Below are 19622 nucleotides of genomic sequence, written 5' to 3' on the forward strand. Positions count from 1 at the left end.
CCTCCTACAGGCTCGGGACGGACGCGGCGTCGGCCGTGACCGAGGACGTGACGGACGAGGTCGCGGCGGAGGCGGCGGCCGCGGCCACGAGGGAGGCGTGCGTCGGCGCGTCGGGGACGCCCGCAGCACGACGGGACGCGAACTCGCGGCGGAGCACGGGCACGACCTCCTCGCCGAGGATGTCGAGCTGCTCGAGGACGGTCTGCAGGGGCAGGCCCGCGTGGTCGATGAGGAACAGCTGACGCTGGTAGTCGCCGACGTACTCGCGGAAGCCGAGCGTGCGGTCGATGACCTCCTGCGGGCTGCCGACGGTGAGCGGCGTCTGGCTCGTGAAGTCCTCCATGCTCGGACCGCGGCCGTAGACGGGGGCCTCGTCGAAGTACGGGCGGAAGGCGCGCTTCGCGTCCTGCGAGTTCTTGGCCATGAAGACCTGCCCGCCGAGCCCGACGATCGCCTGGTCGGCGCGGCCGTGGCCGTGGTGCTCGAAGCGGCTGCGGTAGAGGTCGACCATCTGCTTCGTGTGCGAGGCAGGCCAGAAGATGTGGTTGGCGAAGAACCCGTCGCCGTAGTACGCGGCCTGCTCGGCGATCTCCGGGCTGCGGATCGAGCCGTGCCAGACGAACGGGGCGACGCCGTCGAGCGGGCGGGGCGTCGCGGTGAAGCCCTGCAGCGGCGTGCGGAAGTGGCCCTTCCAGTCGACGACGTCCTCGGTCCAGAGGCGGCGCAGCAGAGCGTAGTTCTCGATGGCCAGGTTGATCCCCTGGCGGATGTCCTTGCCGAACCAGGGGTAGACCGGGCCCGTGTTGCCGCGGCCGAGGGTCAGGTCGACCCGGCCGTCGGCGAGGTGCTGCAGCATCGCGAAGTCCTCGGCGATCTTCACCGGGTCGTTCGTCGTGATGAGCGTCGTCGCCGTGCTCAGCTGGATGCGCTCGGTCGTCGCCGCGATCGTGGCGAGCAGCGTCGTCGGGCTCGAGTTCACGAAGGGCGGGTTGTGGTGCTCGCCGGCCGCGAAGACGTCGAGGCCCACCTCCTCGACCTTCTGGGCGATGGTCACCATCGCCTTGATGCGCTCGTGCTCGGTCGGCACCCGGCCGGTGGTCGGGTCGGCCGTGATGTCGCCGACGGAGAAGACTCCGAACTGCATGGTCTCACCTCAGATCTAGTTCATGCGTCTGCATGTAGATGGGTGAACGACCTGTCGGGCGGGACTATTCCCGGCCGTGTCAGCGAGGTGCGATCGGCGGCGCGAGGCGGAGGAACCGCTCGGCGACCTGGGCGCTCTGCACCGGGCCGTCACCGTCACGGTCGAGCTGCGGCGAGTCGAACTCGACCCACCACGTCCGGGCCGAGCCGCCGATCGCGGACACGCCCTGCCACGCTGAGCCACCTGCGCGCATGACGACGCCCGTGGGGCCGAAGGGCCACGGCGACGTCGGATCCTCGTCGGAGTCGAGCACGTACACCTGCGCCCCGACGCCCATCCGCGGCTCGGCGCCGACGGACGCGAGGGAGTCGTCCCCCTGGTCGGGGCCTGCGCTCTTGCTGAAGAACATCCCGCCATGGTGCCAGACGGACGAGCGGGAGGGCTGGGAGGCGCGGCTCCGGCGCCGGCGCGGGAGTAGGGCGGACGGGACTTGAACCCGTGACCGATCGATTATGAGTCGACTGCTCTAACCGGCTGAGCTACCGCCCCGTGTCGCCGGCCCGACCGGCACCCGCGGGTGTGGTCAGGACGAGACGACGTCGGTGGTGGGAGCCACCGGCTGCCCACGATACAGGCCCTCGAAGACGTTGAGCGTGCGCTCGATGTCGTGCCCCTCGATCATCCGGAGGCTGGCTCGCCGCATCGTGAGGTACTCGTCGTCGGGGGACGTGAGCACCCGCGTCAGCTTGTCGGCCAGGTCGGCGCTGTCGCCGGGGCGGAACAACCAGCCGTTGCCGCCGTCGTCGACCAGGTGCGGCAGGGCCATCGCGTCCGCGACCACGATCGGCAGACCTGACGCCATCGCCTCGAGGCTCGCGATGCTCTGCAGCTCGGCGATCGACGGCATCGCGAACACGGTGGCGTCGGTGAGGGTGCGGCGCAGCTCGGCGTCGGAGAGGTAGCCGGCGAACGTGACGCGCCCGGCGAGGCCCAGGTCGACGCTGAGCTGCTGCAGGTGACGCATGAGGTCGCCGCCGCCGACGATCGTGAGCGTGCTCTCGAGCGTCGGGTCGATCAGCGTCATGGCGCGCAGCAGCACGTCGATCTGCTTCTCGGCGGTGACGCGTCCGACGAAGACGATGCGGTTGCCCTCGGGCCGGTCGTCGCGGGCCGTGTAGTTCGACGCCTCGATGCCGCACGAGACCGCGAGCACGCCCTCGACGTCGATCGCCTTCTCGAGGAACCGGGCCGCCTTGTCGGTCGGCGTCGTCATCGACTCGACGCGGTGGTAGGTGCGGCTCGCGTCGGCCCAGGCCATCTTCACCGCCGTGGCCCGCAGCGCGTGCGGCAGCCCCGTGTGCTCGAGCAGGTTCTCGGGCATGAAGTGGTTGGTCGCCACGGCCCGGATGCCGAGGCGGTTCGCGACCCGGACCACCGCGCGGCCGATCACGATGTGCGACTGGATGTGGACGACGTCGGGCTGGATCTGGCGGATGACGCGCTCGGCGTTGGCCTCGGCGCGCCACGGCGTCGCGAACCGCAGCCAGTCGTGCAGGGGCCACCGGGTCGAGTAGAGCCGGTGGACCGTCAGGGTCACGCCCGCGTGCTGCTCCAGGAACGTGCCGTGCTTGCGGCTGGCGGCGGGGGCGAGGACGTGCACGTCGTGGCCCCGGGCCGCCATGCCGACGGCGAGCCGCTCGGCGAAGTTCGCGGCGCCGTTGACGTCGGGCGGGAACGTGTCGGCGGCGATCAGCACGGTCAACCTCGGCGCGTCGGCCCAGGCTGCGGTGTCGCTCGGATCGGTCGGTCCGTGGGCGTCGGTCACGTGGTCAGTCCTTGTCGTGAGGGATGGTCGGGCCCGGGTGCAGGAGGAGGCGGGACGGCGGGCCGGAGAACCGGACGCCCGGCGACCCGCGTCGACCACGGTAGCTCAGCTGACCCTCTTCTTCTGCGGCTGGTGCTTGGCGAGCTGGAAGACGCCGGCGACGGCGACGGCCCCCGCCACCAGGAAGAGCACGGCGGCGATCGGCGGCGCCGTGGCCGCCTCGCCGAGCACGACGATCCCGATGGTGACCGCGATGATCGGGTCGACGACGGTCAGGCCCGCGATGACGAGGTCGGGCGACCCCGACGAGTACGCGTTCTGGACGAAGTAGCCGCCGAGCACCGCGGCCGCGACGAGCATGACGATGCAGACGACCTCGAGCCAGTCGAACGTGCCCGACGTGATCCTGTTGAGCACGACCTTGGCGAGGGTCGCGACGAACCCGTACAGGACCCCGGCGCCGATCACGTAGAACAAGACGTTGCGGCGGTGCCGCAGCACGACGAAGGCGGCAGCCAGCACAGCCCCCACGACCAGCAGCAGGACGAGCACCGTGACCAGCTGTCGGGTGGTGATCGGCGACTCGGTCGCGGCGAACGCGGCGACGGTCGCGAAGAGCCCGATGCCGCCCACGCAGAGCGCGATGGACCGCTTCACCTTCGCGCTCAGCCGCTGCTTGGTCACGCGGGCGTTGACGACGGCGGTGACCACGAGGGCCACGGCGCCGAGCGGCTGGACGACGAGCAGAGGTGCGATGTTCAGGCTGGTCAGCTGGAAGACCACGGCCAGGCCCAGGAGGAGCGTGCCGGCCACCCAGGACGGCCTGCCGACCAGCGCGACCACCTGGCGCACGCTCATGCCGCTCTGCGCCGCCCCGAGGCGCCGCTCGACCTTCTCGACACCGCGGCTCTGCAGCTGCGCGCCGATCGAGAGGAAGACCGCGCCGACGAGGGCGATGGGGATGCCCAGCGCCTGGTACGGGGTCAACGACACCTGGGCGGTCAGGTCCCCGAGGTCAGCGCTCACGGTGACACGGTAGCGGCAGCGCGCTGGATAGTCTGGGCGAATGGCCGTACGACCCATCACCATCACGGGAGAACCCGTCCTCCACGCCCGAGCCGCCGAGGTGGAGGTCGTCGACGACGACCTGCGCACGCTCGTCGCCGACATGTTCGAGACGATGGACGCCGCACCCGGAGTGGGCCTCGCGGGCCCGCAGGTCGGGGTCGGACTCCGTCTCTTCGTGTACTCGTGGGTGGACGACGACGGCGAGCCCTGGCGCGGCGTCGCGATCAACCCGACGCTCTGGCAGAGCCCGCTCGGCATCGAGCCCCTCGACGACGACGACGAGTCGGAGGGGTGCCTCTCGATCCCGGGCGAGCGGTTCCCGCTGCGCCGGGCAGAGAGCGTGCTGCTCCGCGCGACGGACCTCGACGGCGACGAGTACGAGATCGAGGCGCACGGCTGGCTCGCCCGCATCTTCCAGCACGAGTACGACCACCTCGACGGCGTCCTCTACGCCGACCGCCTGGAGCACCCCCTGCACAAGGCCGCGGCCAAGAGCGTCAAGAAGGCGGGCTGGGGCGTGCCGGGCCAGACCTGGCTGCCGGGCGTCGACCACCTCGACGACTGACCGAGCACTGACACTGACCGAGCACCCGCCCTCACCGAACACCCACACTGACCGAGCACCCACGAAAGAGAAAAGGCCCAGCGGGTGGAGCCGCTGGGCCTTCGCTCCCCGAGTTGGACTCGAACCAACAACCTGCCGGTTAACAGCCGGCTGCTCTGCCAATTGAGCTATCGAGGAATGGCAGCTGACCTGGACCGGAGTCCCTGACAGCGGACACAACACTAGCGCATGTCGCGGCGGTCTCTGAACACGAGGTGACCGCCGGGCGCGTCGCGCGCCTCCTCGACGGTCGGGCCCGAGCGGCTCGACCGACCCGCCGGCTCAGTAGCCGACGACAGGGTCGACGACGCCGACGAAGTGCCCCTCGCCCGCCAGGGCCCTGACGTTGTGGCGGATGCGACCGGCGAGCAGCGGCGCGGTCATCTCCGGGGTGTCCGCCTGGTGCGGCGTGACGACGACCCGAGGGTCGCGCCAGAGCGGGTGGCCGTCCGGCAGCGGCTCCGGGTCGGTGACGTCCAGGCCGACGCCCCAGAGCCGGTCGGCGCGGACGGCGGCGACGAGGGCGTCGGTGTCGACGAGGCTCCCCCGGGCGACGTTGACGAACACGGCACGGGACGGGAGGAGGGCCAGCCGGCGAGCGTCGAAGAGCCGGGCCGTGCCCGGGGTCGCGGCTGCCGCCACCACGACGACGTCGGCGGTGGGCAGCACCTCGTCGAGCAGGTCGACCCCCACGGTCCGCGCGACGCCCTCGACCGGGTCCGCCGTGCGGCGCACGATCGTCACCCGCACCTCGAAGGGCGCCAGCAGGCGCACCAGCTCGCGCGCGATGCCCCCGGCACCGACGATCACGACGTGCCGGCCGTAGAGCGAGATGCCCCGCTGCTCGGTCTGCCACGTCGACGCCAGCACCCGCGAGGGCACGACGCGCAACAGCGACAGGAGCAGCACGAGCGCGTGCTCGGCGACCGGCTCGGCGTAGGCGCCCTTCGCGCTCGTCCAGAGCGGCAGCGCCCGGTCGCGATGTGCCTCGAGCACCCCGGAGAACGCGTCCACCCCGGCCCAGGGCAGCTGCACCCACTCGATGCCCGGGTGCTCCGCGAGGGCAGCCTCGAGGCCGGCGACGTCGCGGTACGAGAGCCAGATGAGGCCACGGGTGTCCGGGCCGAGCGGGACGAGCTCACCGCCCGCCTCGTGCACGGCGTCCTCGAAGACCGCCGAGCCGCGCGGGCCGACGCTCACGGCGCCGGGACGAGGGCGGCGCTCCGGTGGCAGGTCGACGGCCGCGGTGGCCGCTGCTCGGTGGCCGCGCGCGCCTCCCGCGGTCACGGTCGTCGCTCGTCGCGCCGTCGGTCGCCGCGCTCGCGTTCCTCGGGGCTGATGACGTCGATCGGCGTCGTGGTCGACAGCACCTTGACGTAGGGGTCGACCCCGTCGCGGAGGACCGTGTCGATCTGACCGAGGCCGACGAGGCGGCCGCCGCGCATGACGGCGACGCGGTCGGTGATCGCCCGCGCCTCGGACACGCTCGACGTGACGACCATCGCCGAGAACTGGCGGTCGGCGTGCAGGTTCTTGATGACGTCGAGCACGGCCTGCCGCACGAGCACGTCGACGCCCCGCGCTGGCTCGTCGGCCACGAGGAGGCGCGGCTCGAGCACCAGGGACCGCGCCAGGGCCACGCGCTGCCGCTGACCCGAGCTGAGCTCCCAGGTCTGCTTGAGCATCGTCCCGAGCGGGAGGTGCACCGCGTCGACCAGCGCCGTCACGAGACGCCCCGCCTCGCGGCGGTCGAAGTGCCGGTCACGCAGGTAGATCGGCTCGGCGATGGCCTCGCCGACAGTCAGGTCGGGGCTGAGGGCCTCGCCGTCGTCCTGCGCGAGGTAGCCGACGACCGACGACAGCCGGCCGCGACGTCGAGCGCTCGCCCGGGTCAGCTCGAGGCCGAAGACGCTCGCCGCTCCCCCGCTGATCTGCGGACGGCCCTCCGGCGGGCGGCCTTTGCCGACGAGGCCTGCGACGGCCAGCGCCAGGGTCGACTTGCCGGAGCCGCTCTCCCCCAGCACGGCGATGATCTCGCCGACCCGGATGTCGAGGGTGACCCCGTCGACCGCCCGCAGCGCTGGGTGGCCCGCACGCGCCGGGTAGGTCAGCGAGAGATCGTCCGTCGTGACGGGGCGGTCCAGGTCGAGTTCGGGGCTCACCCGCGTCACGCTACCTCGCCCGACGCCGCGCGCGCGTCGAGCTCGGCGAGACGGCGACGACGCGCCGCCTGCTCGGCCGGGTCGGGCACCGGCAGGGAGGCGAGCAGCCGCTGGGTGTACGGGTGCTCCGGGGCGCCGAGCACCTGGTCGTTCGGCCCGCTCTCGACGAGGTCGCCGTGGTACAGGACGCCGATGCGGTCGGCGAGCATGTTCACGACCGCGAGGTCGTGGCTGATGAAGAGCGCCGCGAAGCCGAGGTCGGCCTGCAGCTCGCGGAAGAGCTCGAGCACGCGTGCCTGCACCGACACGTCGAGGGCGCTCGTGGGTTCGTCGGCGATGAGGAGGCTCGGCTCCAGGGCCAGCGACCGGGCGAGGCTGGCGCGCTGCCGCTGGCCGCCGCTGAGCTCGTGCGGGTAGCGGTCCCCGAACGCCTTGGGCAGCTGCACCGCCTCCATCAGCTCGTCGACGCGTGGGCGCGCGGCGCGCGCGTCGCCGGCGCGGCCGTGCACGATGAGGGGCTCGGCCACGCACTCGGCGATGGTCAGCAGCGGGTTGAAGCTCGACGCCGGGTCCTGGAAGACGAACCCGATGTCGGCCCGCAGCGGCTTGAAGTCGCGCTCGTGCACGCCGTTCATCTCGACGCCGAGCACCTCGAGGGAGCCGCCGGTCACCTTGGTCAGGCCGGCGATGGCACGGCCGATGGTGGTCTTGCCCGAGCCGCTCTCGCCGACGAGGCCGAGCACCTCGCCCTTCGCGATCGAGAAGTCGACGCCCTTGACGGCCCGGAACCCGCCGCGGCCGAGGCGGCCCGGGTACTCGATCTCGAGGCCCGTGGCGCGCACGACGACGTCGCGGTCGGCCTCGCCGGCCTGCACCTGCGCGCCGCGCGGCTCGAGCACGGGGACGCTGCCGAGGAGGCGCTTCGTGTAGTCGTCCTGCGGCGACGCGAACAGCGCCTCCGAGGTCGCCTGCTCGACGACCTCGCCCTGGTACATCACGGCCACCCGGTCGGCCAGGTCGGCCACCACGCCCATGTTGTGGGTGATCAGCACGATGGCGGTGCCGAACTCGTCGCGACAGCGGCGCAGCAGGTCGAGGATCTCGGCCTGCACCGTCACGTCGAGCGCCGTGGTCGGCTCGTCGGCGACGATGACCGACGGGTTCAGCACGAGGGCCATGGCGATGACCACGCGTTGCTTCTGGCCGCCCGAGAACTGGTGCGGGTAGTAGTCGACGCGGGTCTCGGGGTCGGGGATGCCCACCTTCCGCAGGATGTCGACGGCCCTCGCCCGCGCCTCCTTCCGGCCGACCTTGCCGTGGGCACGGATGCCCTCGGCGATCTGCCAGCCCACCGTGTAGACGGGGTTGAGGGCGGTCGACGGCTCCTGGAAGACCATCGCGACCTCGGTGCCGCGCATCTCGCGCACGGCGCCGCGGCCGATCTCGAGCACGTTCTTCCCCGAGAGCACGACGGCACCGGACGCGACCGCCGTCTCGGGCAGGAGCCGCAGGATCGTCTTGGCCGTCACGGACTTGCCGCTGCCGGACTCGCCGACGATGGCGAGCACCTCGCCCGCGCGCACGTCGAGGGTGACGCCGCGGACCGCCGCGACGTCGCCGCCGTCGGTCGCGAACGTCACACGGAGGTCGGTGATGCCGACGGCCACGTCGCGCTCGTCGCGGGCGACGTCGTGGGCGGCGTAGCGGACGGGCTGGGCGGCCTGTGCGCCCTGGTCGAGCGGTCCGGTGGTCATGCTGTCGCCTCCTGCGGCTCGACCGGCGCTGCGGCCGTCGTGGTCGTGGTGCTGCCGGCGCCGCTGCGCCCTGCCTTCTTGCCGCGACCGGCCCGACGACGCGTCCGGAGGCGCGGGTCGGCCAGGTCGTTCAGGCTCTCGCCCACGAGGGTGATGCCGAGCACCATCAGGACGATGGCCGCGCCGGGGAACACGCCCGTCCACCAGATGCCGCTCGCCGTGTCGCTGAGCGCGCGGTTCAGGTCGTAGCCCCACTCGGCGGCCGACGTCGGGCCGATGCCGAAGCCCAGGAAGCCGAGCGCGGCCAGGGTGAGGATCGCCTCCGACGCGTTCAGCGTGAGGATGAGCGGCAGGCTGCGGGTCGCGTTGCGGAGCACGTGCTTGAACATGATGCGCGGCGTGCTGCTGCCGACGACCTTGGCGGACTCGACGAAGGCCTCGGACTTGAGCCGGACGGCCTCGGCGCGGACGACGCGGAAGTACTGGGGCACGAACACGACGGTGATCGAGATGCCCGCCGAGAGGATGCCGCCCCAGAGGCTCGACTGGCCGCCGCTGATGACGATCGAGACGACGATCGCGAGCAGCAGCGACGGGAACGCGTAGACGGCGTCGGCCACGACGACGAGGACGCGGTCGACCCAGCCGCCGAGGTAGCCGGAAACGAGGCCGAGGACGACGCCGAGGACGATCGAGAGCACGACCGCGACGACGACGACGGAGATCGCGGTCCGGGTGCCCCAGACCACGCGGCTGAAGACGTCGTACCCGCCGACCGTGGTGCCCCAGAGATGCTGGGCCGAGGGCGCGGCCTGACGGGCGAACGTGCCCGCGTCGTCGCTGAGCTGGCCGTAGCCGTAGGGCGCGATGAGCGGGGCGAAGACGGCGAGCACGATGAACGCGACGCAGATGACGATCCCGGCGACGAGCATGCCGCGCTGCAGGCCGACCGAGCGGCGCACGTGGGCGACGATCGGGAGGCGCTTCCAGAGGGGCTCGTGCCGGTCGGACAGGACGCCGGAGGTGGTGGACGACACGGTCAGTACCTCACTCTCGGGTCGATGAGGGCCGCGATGACGTCGACCAGGAAGTTCGTGACGGCGACGATGACGGCGAGCACGGCGACGATGCCCTGCACGGCGACGAAGTCTCGCGCCGAGAGGTACTGCTGCAGCTGGAAGCCGAGGCCGCGCCAGCCGAAGGTCGTCTCGGTGAGCACCGAGCCGCCGAGCAGCATCGCGATCTGCAGGCCCATCACCGTGATGATGGGGATGAGCGCCGGCTTGAGCGCGTGCTTCCGCACGAGACGCAGCTCGGAGACGCCACGCGAGCGCGCGGCGTCCACGTACTCGGAGCCGAGCGTGCCGATGACGTTCGTCCGCACCAGGCGGAGGAAGATGCCCGCCGTGAGCAGGCCCAGCGTGAGGGCGGGCAGCACCGCGTGGCTGAGGACGTTCAGCGTGATGGTCGAGTTGCCGAGCCGCAGCGCGTCGAGGATGTAGATGCCGGTCGGGTTCTCGATCCGACCGAGCGCGATCGCGATCCGGGTGTCGGCGCGCCCGCTCAGCGGGAGCCAGCCGAGCCAGACCGAGAAGGTGAGCTTGAGCAGCAGGCCCGCGAAGAAGACGGGCGTGGCGTAGGCGAAGATCGCGAGGATGCGCAGCACGGCGTCGGGCCAGCGGTCGCGGAGGTAGGCCGCGAGCATGCCGAGCGGGATGCCGATCACGAGCGCGACGATGAGCGCGTAGATCACGAGCTCGAGGGTCGCGGCGCCGTACGTGACGATGATGTCGCTGATCTGGCGGTTGTCCGTGGCGGTCGTGCCGAAGTCGAGGCGCACGATCTGGCCGAGGTACTCGACGTACTGGACGATGATCGGCCGGTCGTAGCCGGCCGCGGCGAGCCGCTCGGCGAGCTGCGCCTCCGTCAAGCGGTCGCCTACCGAGGCGGTGATCGGGTTGCCGACCACGCGCATCAGGAAGAACACCAGCGTGACGAGGATGAAGACGGTGGGGATGATCAGGACGGCCCTGACCACCAGGTAGCGTCCGAGACCACCGCCTCCGCCGCCTGCACGGCGTCGTCGGGGGGCCGCGGGGGCGGGCCGCTCGGGGGCGATCTGGTCGCCGGTGAGCACTGTCACGTCGATGTGCCTCTCTGGGTGGAACGGGGGCGGACGCGAGGGGTGCCCCGCCCGTGGGCGGAGCACCCCTCGTCGTCGTGCCGTGTGGCGGTCGTCCTGCCGACTAGCGGCTGAGCGCTCCGTAGCGGAACTTGAACGACGGGTCGAGCGTGTCGTCGACGCCCTGGACGTCGCTGGCCGAGACGACGACCTGCGTGCCCTGGAGGAGCGGCAGCGTCGGCAGGTCGGCCGCGACGGCGTCCTGGATGTCCCCGATGAGCGCGGTGCGGGCCGTCTCGTCCTCCTCGGCGATCTCCTGCGACAGGAGGGCCTGGACGGCCGCCGAGTCGTAGTGGTTGCCGACGAAGTTGTCCTTCACGAAGAACGGCGACAGGTAGTTGTCGGCGTCCGAGAAGTCGGGGAACCAGCCGAGCTGGTAGACGGGGTAGGCGTCCTGGCGGCGCTCGGTGGAGTAGGTGTCCCACAGTGTCGACTGCAGGTTCACCGTGAACAGGCCGGACGCCTCGAGCTGCGTCTTGATGAGGGCGTACTCCTCGTCGCTCGACGCGCCGTAGTGGTCGGGGCTGTACTGCAGGTCGAGCTGGACGGGCACGTCCACGCCGGCCGCCGACAGCGCCGCGGTCGCGGCGTCGGCGTCCGGGCCGCCCTGGCCGTCGCCGTAGAGCGACTCCAGCGGCTTGGTGGCGCCGGTCAGGCCGTCGGGCACGACCGAGTAGAGCGGCGTGTACGTGTCGTTGTAGACCTCCTTGGCGAGGGCCTCGCGGTCGACGACGCTCGCGACGGCCTGACGCACGGCCAGGGACTTCGCCGCGTCGGCGTCGGGCTGGGTCGCGCCGTAGGGCATCGTGTCGAAGTTGAAGACCATGTAGCGGATCTCGCCGCCGGGGCCGTTGTGCACGGTCAGCGAGTCGTCCTTGGCCAGGTCGGCGAGGTCGGTCGGGCTCAGGCTGCGGTTCGCGACGTCGACGTCGCCCTCCTGCACGGCGAGCTTGAGGTCGGTCTCCTCCGTGTAGTACGTGGCCGTGATCGAGTCCGTCTTCGCCGCGCCGAGCACGCCGTCGTAGGACTCGTTGGCCGCGTACTGGATCGACTCGTTCTCGGAGTAGTCCGTGATCGTGTACTGGCCGGAGAAGGCGTTGCCCGAGACGATGTCGTCCGGCGTGGTCAGGCTGGTCGCCGAGAAGACGTCCTCGTCGACGACGGGCCCGGCGGGGCTCGAGAGGATCTGGGGCCAGGTCTGGTCGGCGCCCTTGAGCGTGAAGACCACGGTCTTGTCGTCGGGGGCCTCGGTGCTGGCGAGGTTGCCGAGCAGCGACGAAGGGCCGTTGTCGTCCGCGATGGCCAGCTGGCGGTCGAAGGTGAACTTCACGTCGCTCGAGGTCAGCGCGTTGCCGTTGGCGAACGTCAGGCCGTCCTTGAGGGTGACCGTGTAGGTGGTCGGGTCGGTGAACTCGGCCGACTCGGCGAGGTCGGGCTCGACGTCCGGGCTGCCGTAGGGCGAGTTCATGAGGAACCCGAAGACCTGGTTCTGCACCGCGAACGAGCCGTTGTCGTACGACCCGGCCGGGTCGAGGGAGGTGATGACGTCGGTGGTGCCGACGCTGATGCCGTTGAGCGCGTCGTCGGCCGCGTCGCCGCCGGACGCGCAGCCGGCCAGGACGAGAGCCGTGGCGGCTGCTCCTCCCATGACGGCGAGGACGCGGCGGTTGAGCCTGGAGTCGGATGTCATTCCGGTTGCCTCTTTCTCTGTGTGCAGGGACCCCGAGGCCGCAGCTGTGGGTGCGACAGTGCACGGGGGGTAGCTATTGGTAACACACAGTCAGCTCTCGGCTGCAACCGGTAGGCGATCGTTTACAAACTCGCAACGAAGTTTGCCACGTGGTCCGGTCGCCTCACTGCTCGGCGGTGAGCGCTCTCCGCTCGACCTCGAGGGCGGCGAGCTGCACCTGGATCTCGCGCCACTTGTCGGGGTCGGTCTTGACGTCCGTGCGGAACGACCGGCCCATCAGCTCCGACTTCTCCCTGATCAGGTCGCGTTCGACGATCGAGACGACGATGCCGCGGCAGTAGGTCGTGATCTCCCTGTCCTGGCGCTCCGGGATCGGCGCGACCGCCAGCTCCTTCGCCAGGGCGTCGAACGGCGCGGGCGTCTGGTCGAGCACGACGTCGAGCCAGGAGGCGTCGCCGAACTTGTCGAGGCTCGCGCCGATGGCGTCGCGCACGACCGCCAGGGAGGTGGTCTCGAGTCGCGCCTGGACCGCTCGCCTCATCAGCTCGAAGCCCACGGCGTCGGGGTGCTGCAGCATGGCCATGACCGCGTCGCGCTCGGTGCGGGTCGTCAGGTCGCCGGGCAGCGTCATGAGGCTGGGGCCTGCGGGCTCCTCGGGCAGGGGCGGCAGGCTCGTGATGGACTGACGCCCCTCGGAGGCGTTGGCCGGCAGCGCACGGGGTGCCGCCGCGACGGCCTGCGCCTGGCGCATCACGGACGTCACGACCTCGACGACGCTCTCCGTGTCCTCTCCGACCGCCTTCGCGAGGAACCGCGCGTAGCCGAGGCGGATCGAGTTGTCGCGGATGGACGCGACGGCCGGGGCAGCTGCTCGCACCGCGCTGGCACGGCCCTCGACCGTCTCGAGGTCGAACCCCACGACGCTGCGCTGGATCATGAACTCGAACATCGGTCGACGGGTGTCGATCATGCGCCGGACGGCGTCGTCGCCCCTCGCGAGCCGCAGGTCGCAGGGGTCCAGGCCCTCGGGCGGGAGGGCCACGAACGTCTGCGTCTGGAACCGCTGCTCCTCGGCGAAGGCCCGGGACGCGGCCTTCTGGCCGGCCTCGTCGGGGTCGAAGGTGAAGACGACCTGGCCGAGCGCCGAGAGGTCGTGTCCAGCGCTCTCGCCCAGCATCGGCCGCAGCAGCTTGATGTGGTCCACGCCGAAGGAGGTGCCGCAGGTCGCGACGGCGGTCGTCACGCCTGCGAGGTGGCACGCCATGACGTCGGTGTAGCCCTCGACGATGACGACCTGCTTGCCCTTCGCGATGTCGCGGCGGGCGAGGTCGAGCCCGTAGAGCACCTGCGACTTGTGGTAGATCGGCGTCTCGGGAGTGTTCAGGTACTTCGGGCCCTTGTCGTCGTCGAGGAGGCGCCTGGCCCCGAAGCCGATGGTCGACCCGGTGACGTCGCGGATCGGCCACACGAGACGGCCCCGGAACCGGTCGTAGGGGCTGCGGTCGCCCTGGCTCAGCAGCCCGGCCGTGACGAGCTCCTCGTCGGCGAAGCCCGCGCCCTTGAGGTGCGAGCGGAGGGCGTCGAACGACTTGGGCGCGAACCCCACGCCGAAGCGCTCGGCCGCCGCAGGGTCGAAACCGCGCTCGCCGAGGAACCGACGGGCCGGGTCCGCGTCCGCGGCGGTGAGGTGCTGGGCGAAGAACTCCCGCGCGGCCTCGTTCGCGGCGATGAGACGCGCCCGGCCGCCGTGGTCGCTCGCCTTGCCGCCGTCCTCGTAGCGCAGGGTGAAGCCGATCCGGCTCGCCAGCCGCTCGACCGCCTCCTGGAACGTCGTGTGGTCGGTCTTCATGACGAAGCTGTAGACGTCGCCGTCCTCACCGCAGCCGAAGCAGTGGTACCGGCCGACCTGGGGGCGGACGTGGAAGCTCGGGCTGCGCTCGTCGTGGAACGGGCAGAGGCCCTTCAGCGAGCCGACGCCGGCGCCCTTGAGCGTGACGTGGTCGCCGACGACGTCGGCGATGTTCGTGCGGGAGCGCACCTCGTCGATGTCGTCGCGCTTGATCAGGCCGGGCACGGGACGGTCCCTCCTGGGTGCTCGGGCCGGGTGGCGACGGAGGTCACGGGGCCGCTCATCGCGCCCCGACGAGGCGGTCGTGCCAACTGACGGCGCTCTGGTCGGTCAGGGAGGCGACCTGGTCGACGACCACGCGCCTCCTGCCGGCATCGTCGTCGGCGACGGCCCAGTCGGCACGGAAGCCGGGGTCGAGCTCGGAGTCGCCCGTCGCCCAGAGGGCGTCGGACAGGGTCGTGAGCACCTCGCGCTGACGCTCGTAGATCGGCTGGCGGTGGCCCTGCGTCATCACGAAGGCCGCCGTGATGCCCTTGAGCACGGCGATCTCGCCGATCACGTCGGGAGAGATGACCATGCTCGCGCTGAACCGGATGAGGGACTGCTCGGCGTACGACTCTCGCGTGGACTGCGTGGCCGAGCCGGCGAAGCGGCCGATCAACTGGCTGGTCAGGTTCTTCAGTCGGGCCTGGTCGAGACGGCCGCCGTCGTAGGAACGGAGCCAGAAGGGCTGGCGGCGGAGGCGGTCGAAGGCCTCCTCGAGCTCGTCGCGGCTGAGCTCGCCGCCGACCCACGCGTGCATGGCCGTGACCAGGGCCTCGTGGCCGTCGGGCGAGCCCAGGCTCGACACGTCGACGTAGCCGTTCACGACGGCGTCCTCGAAATCGTGCACCGAGTAGGCGATGTCGTCGGAGAGGTCCATCACCTGGGCCTCGATGCAGCGGCGACGCCTCGGCGCACCGGCCCGCAGCCAGTCGAAGGCGGCCGTGTCGTCGTCGTAGAAGCCGAACTTCATGCGTCCGCCCGGGTCGGGGACGCCCTGCGCTGCCGGCCACGGGTACTTGCAGCTCGCGTCGAGGCTGGCGCGGGTGAGGTTGAGGCCGAAGCTGCGGCCCGTCGCGTCGATGACCTTCGGCTCGATGCGGGTGAGCAGACGGAGGGTCTGCGCGTTGCCCTCGAAGCCGCCGATGCCCGAGGACCACTCGTTCAGCGCTCGCTCGCCGTTGTGCCCGAAGGGCGGGTGGCCCAGGTCGTGGGCCAGGCACGCGGTGTCCACGACGTCGGGGTCGAGGCCCAGGCTCGTCGCGAGCTCGCGGCCCACCTGCGCCACCTCGAGCGAGTGCGTCAGGCGGTTGCGGGCGAAGTCGAGCCCGGTAGTCGGGCTCAGCACCTGCGTCTTGGCAGCGAGGCGCCTGAGCGCGCTCGAGTGCAGCAGGCGTGCTCGGTCGCGGGCGAAGTCGCTCCGGCGGTTCGAGTGCTGCTCGGGCAGCCAGCGCTCGGAGTCGGCGGGGGCGTAGTCGACGCCGACGCCGTGCAGGGAGGCAGTGGTCACCGGGGGCCTCTCAGGCTGACGGGTGCGGGTGCGGGTGCGGCCGCCGTGGCGGGTGCGGTCGCGATCGAGGGGGTGGGGCGGACGGACGTCGAGGAGGGCACGCCTCAGCCCCCGCTGTGGTGCAGCTCGGCCGCGACGAGCTCGCCGCGGAACGCCTCGTCGAGCTCTCGGCTCTCGAGCCAGCGGTCGGGCAGCGACGGCCGCTTCGGGCTGCCGGCGCGACCTCGCGGCCCCTCGGCCGCGTCGCCGGGATACGGCTGAGCGGCGTCGAGGGTCGCCAGCAGGTCGTCCATCTGCTGCAGCGACTCGACGGCCGCCAGGGCGGCTCGCGTGTCGCCGCCCACGGGGTAGCCCTTGAAGTACCAGGCGACGTGCTTGCGGATGTCGCGGCAGGCGTGCGGCTCGTCGCCGTCGTAGAACTCGACCAGGAGCTCGGCGTGCCGTCGGAACGCCGCGGCCACCTCGCCGAGGGCCGGCTCGGCCTTCTGCTCCTCGCCGCGGAACGCGGCCGCGAGATCTCCGAACAGCCACGGGCGCCCGAGGCAGCCCCGGCCGACGACGACACCGTCGCAGCCCGTCTCGTCGACCATGCGGAGAGCGTCGGCCGCGGACCAGATGTCGCCGTTGCCGAGCACGGGCACGCTCGTGACCGTCTGCTTCAGCTTCGCGATCGCCGACCAGTCGGCCTGGCCCGAGTAGTACTCGGAGGCCGTGCGGGCGTGCAGAGCGACGCTCGCGACCCCCGCGCCCTCGGCCGCCCGGCCCGCCTCGAGGTACGTCAGGTGCTCGTCGTCGATGCCCTTGCGCATCTTCACGGTCAGGGGGACGTCGCCGGCGGCCTTCACTGCTCGCTCGACGATCTCGCGGAAGAGCCCGATCTTCCAGGGGAGGGCCGCTCCCCCGCCGCGCCGCGTCACCTTCGCCACGGGGCAGCCGAAGTTGAGGTCGATGTGGTCCGCGCGGTCCTCAGCGACCAGCATGGTGACCGCCTCGGCGACGGTGTTCGGCTCGACGCCGTAGAGCTGGATGCTGCGGGGCGTCTCGCTCTCGTGGTGCGTGATCAGCCGCATCGACTCGGGGGTGCGCTCGACGAGGGCGCGGCTCGTGATCATCTCACTGACGTACAGGCCGGCGCCGTGCTCGCGGCACAGGCGACGGTAAGCCGTGTTGGTGATCCCGGCCATCGGCGCGAGCACGACGGGCGAGGCCACGTCGATCGGTCCGATCGAGAGGCCGGGGGAAGGCAGGGTGGTGGTGGTCATCGGTACGATTCTCCCATGAGCGATCCTGCCCCGACAGCCTCCGAGGGTTCGCCTGTGGAGCAAGTCACAGGGCCGAGCGACGTGCAGGGGCGAGGCACGCAGCGGCTCCTCGCTGACGCGGCGGAACGCGGCCTCGCCGTCGAGATCGTCGCGCGCCCGGCGGCGGACAGCCTCGAGGCGGCGGCGGCCCTGCTGGGGGTCGACCCGTCCTCGGTCGTGAAGAGCCTCGTGGTGAAGCGGCACGACGGGACGTTCCTCTTCGCACTCGTCCCCGGCGACCGACAGATCTCGTGGCGCAAGCTGCGGACCGTCGTCGGGGTGAACAAGCTCTCGATGCCTGCCGCCGAGGTCGCCCTCGACGCGACGGGCTTCGAGCGCGGCACCATCACTCCCGTCGGCAGCTCGACCGCATGGCCCGTCGTGGCCGACGAGCGGATCGTCGGGCGTCGAGTGGCCATGGGCGCCGGCGGGCACGGCCTGAGCGCGTTCGTCGAGGCCGACGAGCTCATCGAGGCATACTCCGCGACCGTGGCGGACATCAGCGACTGACCGCCGCCTCCGGGGCCGGGTCCGCCTCGGTCCGGACGTCGGCCGGTGACGCGCACGGGGTCAGGGCACCGACGGGGGCGACAGCGGCCGGCAGCAGGCACGAGTCGCCCTCACAGGCGAGGGCGTCCGCGTCGCCGAGCATGGCGAACGGGCTCATCGGACGGCGTCCGTCCCGGTCGCGGCCGTGCCCGGCGCGGACGCGGCGCCGCTCGCCGTGGCCAGCTCGGACTGCACCTGCTGCAGGGCGCCGAGGAACCCCTCGGGCGCCTGGGCACCCGATATCCCGTACTTGCCCTCGAGCACGAAGAAGGGCACGCCCGTGATGCCGAACGCCTGCGCCTGCTGCTGGTCGTCGCGCACGTCGGCGAGGTGCTGGTCGGACTCGAGGGCCGCGACGACCTCGTCCCGGTCGAGGCCTACCTCGGCGGCCAGGTCGCCGAGGTCCGCGACGCGGCCCACGTGACGGCCCTCGACGAAGTAGGCGGCCAGCAGCCGCTCGGTCATCTCGAGCTGCAGGCCGCGCGCCTTCGCGAAGTGCTGGAGCTGGTGCGCCTTCACCGTGTTCGTGTGGTGCAGCGACCCGAAGTCGTAGGCGAGCCCGACCTCGGCGGCGATGCCGGTGACCTGGTCGAGCATGCCGCGCACCTGGTCGGCCGGCATGCCCTTGTGCTCCACGAGGAAGTCGACCTCGTCGCCCTCGAAGTCGACCGGGGTGTCGGGCGACAGCTCGAACGAGTGGTACTCGACCTCGACCTCGCCGTCGAAGCGCGCCGCCGCGTCCTCGAACTTCCGCTTGCCGATGTAGCACCACGGGCAGGCGATGTCGCTCCAGACGTCGACCTTGATCGGGGAACTGGCGAGGGGCGAGGAGGCGGTGGTCGTGTCGGTCACGACAGGGCAAAGTCGGTGCGGGTCCGAGGCATTCCCGGGTCACGCCCCAGCCTCCAGCGGCGCCGGCCCCTCGCGCGCAGCACGCGGGGCAGCCGCGCCTCGGGGCGCGCGGAGGGCGGCGGGCCGCCGGCGAGCCCCACGAGCCTGTCCACCGCCTCCTGCACCGCCGCCCACTCCTCGCGGACCTGCCGGTAGCTGACCCTGCACGGCACGAATCCGGCCGCGATCGTCAGGAGGTCCTTTCGGCGATCGCGCTCGAAGTGGTCGGCGTGGTGCTCGCGACCGTCCGTCTCGAGCGACGCCGTCCCGTCGACGACGTGGTCCACCGCCTCGCCTCGCGGCCCCACGACGACCTGCCGCTCGACGACGCGGCCCGCCAGGCGGAGGCGAGTGCCCGCCGCGCTCTCGAGGATGCTCTGTGCACCCTCGTCGCTCCAGTCGGCCAGCCCCGACGCGTCCGGTCGATGCCGCCCGAGGACAGCCCGGTCGTCCGCCTCGGTGATCAGCTCGACGGACCGGGCCCAGTCGGCGAGGACGACCGCGTCCTCGAAGGTGGGCGTCTCGACCACGGCGCGGGCCAGGGCGTCGCGGGCGTCCACGGTCGCGGTGCCGCCCCGATCGACCACGTCTGCTCCGTCCCACACGACGCGCACGCCGTGGCGGCGCCTCAGGCGCGAGGCGGTGCGGGACACGGAGACGACGACGTCGGGGGGACGGCGATCCCACGCCCACGCGCCCAGGAGGGCGAGCGCGGCTGCCCCGGTCAGCCTCCCCCCGACCGCGACGGCGACGAACCTCGGGTCGGTGGGCGGCCAGGTCGAGTACCACCCGCGCCTCGGACGCCGGACGTCGCGAGCCCGGACCGCCGCCGTGAGGTGCCTGTCGGTGGCGCCGTATCCGACGAGGTCGCGCTTGTGCAGCAGCCCGCCGGCCGCAGCCACCAGTTCTCCGATCGTCGTCATCTCCCGAGGATCTACGCCCATGTGCTCGTAGCGGTGGGCTCGAGGGCCAGCGTGTGGACGAGACGACCACCGCTCGACGGCGGGGAGGACGCACCTCCACCGCCACGGGGAGGACGCGCCTCCACCGC

At 71.9% G+C, this 19622-nt stretch carries 17 protein-coding genes and 2 tRNA genes; 2 read left to right on the plus strand and 17 right to left on the minus strand.

Annotated features, from left to right (window positions below; translation table 11 throughout):
• Window positions 1-4 precede the first annotated feature (4 nt).
• The 5 genes from EDF20_RS02535 to EDF20_RS02555 form a co-directional block, all read right to left on the minus strand.
• Window positions 5-1144 carry an LLM class flavin-dependent oxidoreductase gene (locus tag EDF20_RS02535; RefSeq protein WP_123546099.1) on the minus strand — a complete coding sequence of 380 codons (1140 nt, stop codon included), beginning with the start codon at window positions 1142-1144 and terminating at the stop codon, window positions 5-7.
• 79 nt (window positions 1145-1223) lie between these two features.
• Window positions 1224-1553 carry a hypothetical protein gene (locus tag EDF20_RS02540; RefSeq protein ID WP_123546101.1) on the minus strand — a complete coding sequence of 110 codons (330 nt, stop codon included), beginning with the start codon at window positions 1551-1553 and terminating at the stop codon, window positions 1224-1226.
• Between the two features lie 66 nt (window positions 1554-1619).
• Window positions 1620-1693, minus strand: a tRNA-Ile gene (locus EDF20_RS02545).
• 34 nt (window positions 1694-1727) lie between these two features.
• Window positions 1728-2969, minus strand: a complete 1242-nt coding sequence (locus EDF20_RS02550; protein WP_243833340.1) for a glycosyltransferase — start codon at window positions 2967-2969, stop codon at window positions 1728-1730.
• Between the two features lie 105 nt (window positions 2970-3074).
• Complete coding sequence (locus EDF20_RS02555) at window positions 3075-3995, minus strand: DMT family transporter (protein ID WP_123546104.1); 921 nt, start codon at window positions 3993-3995, stop codon at window positions 3075-3077.
• Between the two features lie 40 nt (window positions 3996-4035).
• Between EDF20_RS02555 and def the strand changes: the two genes are divergently transcribed.
• Window positions 4036-4602, plus strand: a complete 567-nt coding sequence (gene def / locus EDF20_RS02560; protein WP_133737607.1) for a peptide deformylase — start codon at window positions 4036-4038, stop codon at window positions 4600-4602.
• Window positions 4603-4706: 104 nt separating this feature from the next.
• Here the strand turns inward: def and EDF20_RS02565 are convergent.
• The 10 genes from EDF20_RS02565 to dusB form a co-directional block, all read right to left on the minus strand.
• Window positions 4707-4779: transfer RNA gene (locus tag EDF20_RS02565), tRNA-Asn, on the minus strand.
• 144 nt (window positions 4780-4923) lie between these two features.
• Window positions 4924-5928 (minus strand): NAD(P)-dependent oxidoreductase, encoded by a 1005-nt coding sequence (locus EDF20_RS02570; protein ID WP_123546108.1) that lies wholly within the window; start codon window positions 5926-5928, stop codon window positions 4924-4926.
• Window positions 5925-6803 (minus strand): ATP-binding cassette domain-containing protein, encoded by an 879-nt coding sequence (locus tag EDF20_RS02575; protein WP_243833341.1) that lies wholly within the window; start codon window positions 6801-6803, stop codon window positions 5925-5927. The genes EDF20_RS02570 and EDF20_RS02575 overlap by 4 nt, the downstream gene beginning before the upstream one ends.
• A 5-nt stretch (window positions 6804-6808) precedes the next feature.
• Window positions 6809-8557 (minus strand): ABC transporter ATP-binding protein, encoded by a 1749-nt coding sequence (locus tag EDF20_RS02580; RefSeq protein WP_133737608.1) that lies wholly within the window; start codon window positions 8555-8557, stop codon window positions 6809-6811.
• Window positions 8554-9594: an ABC transporter permease gene (locus EDF20_RS02585; RefSeq protein WP_123546114.1), complete on the minus strand. Its 1041-nt coding sequence runs from the start codon at window positions 9592-9594 to the stop codon at window positions 8554-8556. The genes EDF20_RS02580 and EDF20_RS02585 overlap by 4 nt, the downstream gene beginning before the upstream one ends.
• Before the next feature lie 2 nt (window positions 9595-9596).
• Window positions 9597-10598, minus strand: a complete 1002-nt coding sequence (locus EDF20_RS02590) for an ABC transporter permease (RefSeq protein WP_228506369.1) — start codon at window positions 10596-10598, stop codon at window positions 9597-9599.
• Between the two features lie 205 nt (window positions 10599-10803).
• Window positions 10804-12429, minus strand: a complete 1626-nt coding sequence (locus tag EDF20_RS02595) for an ABC transporter substrate-binding protein (protein WP_123546116.1) — start codon at window positions 12427-12429, stop codon at window positions 10804-10806.
• Between the two features lie 163 nt (window positions 12430-12592).
• Entirely contained in the window at window positions 12593-14503 is a 1911-nt protein-coding gene (gene dnaG / locus EDF20_RS02600) for a DNA primase (RefSeq protein ID WP_123546118.1), read from the minus strand.
• A 55-nt stretch (window positions 14504-14558) separates the two neighbouring features.
• Window positions 14559-15830, minus strand: a complete 1272-nt coding sequence (locus EDF20_RS02605; protein WP_133737609.1) for a deoxyguanosinetriphosphate triphosphohydrolase — start codon at window positions 15828-15830, stop codon at window positions 14559-14561.
• A gap of 104 nt (window positions 15831-15934) precedes the next feature.
• Window positions 15935-17092 (minus strand): tRNA dihydrouridine synthase DusB, encoded by a 1158-nt coding sequence (gene dusB / locus EDF20_RS02610; protein ID WP_123546122.1) that lies wholly within the window; start codon window positions 17090-17092, stop codon window positions 15935-15937.
• Window positions 17093-17146: 54 nt separating this feature from the next.
• Between dusB and EDF20_RS02615 the strand changes: the two genes are divergently transcribed.
• Window positions 17147-17641: a YbaK/EbsC family protein gene (locus EDF20_RS02615; RefSeq protein ID WP_243833342.1), complete on the plus strand. Its 495-nt coding sequence runs from the start codon at window positions 17147-17149 to the stop codon at window positions 17639-17641.
• Between the two features lie 153 nt (window positions 17642-17794).
• On the opposite strand, the gene EDF20_RS02620 is transcribed toward EDF20_RS02615, so the two are convergent.
• The gene (locus EDF20_RS02620) at window positions 17795-18532 is read right to left on the minus strand and encodes a DsbA family oxidoreductase (RefSeq protein ID WP_133737611.1); all 738 of its coding nucleotides are present in this window, start codon (window positions 18530-18532) and stop codon (window positions 17795-17797) included.
• Window positions 18529-19494: a hypothetical protein gene (locus EDF20_RS02625; RefSeq protein ID WP_133737612.1), complete on the minus strand. Its 966-nt coding sequence runs from the start codon at window positions 19492-19494 to the stop codon at window positions 18529-18531. Before EDF20_RS02625 ends, EDF20_RS02620 begins: the two co-directional genes overlap by 4 nt.
• Between the last annotated feature and the right edge of the window lie 128 nt (window positions 19495-19622).

This window comes from Frigoribacterium sp. PhB116, from assembly GCF_004364285.1.
Taxonomy (GTDB): Bacteria; Actinomycetota; Actinomycetes; order Actinomycetales; family Microbacteriaceae; genus Frigoribacterium.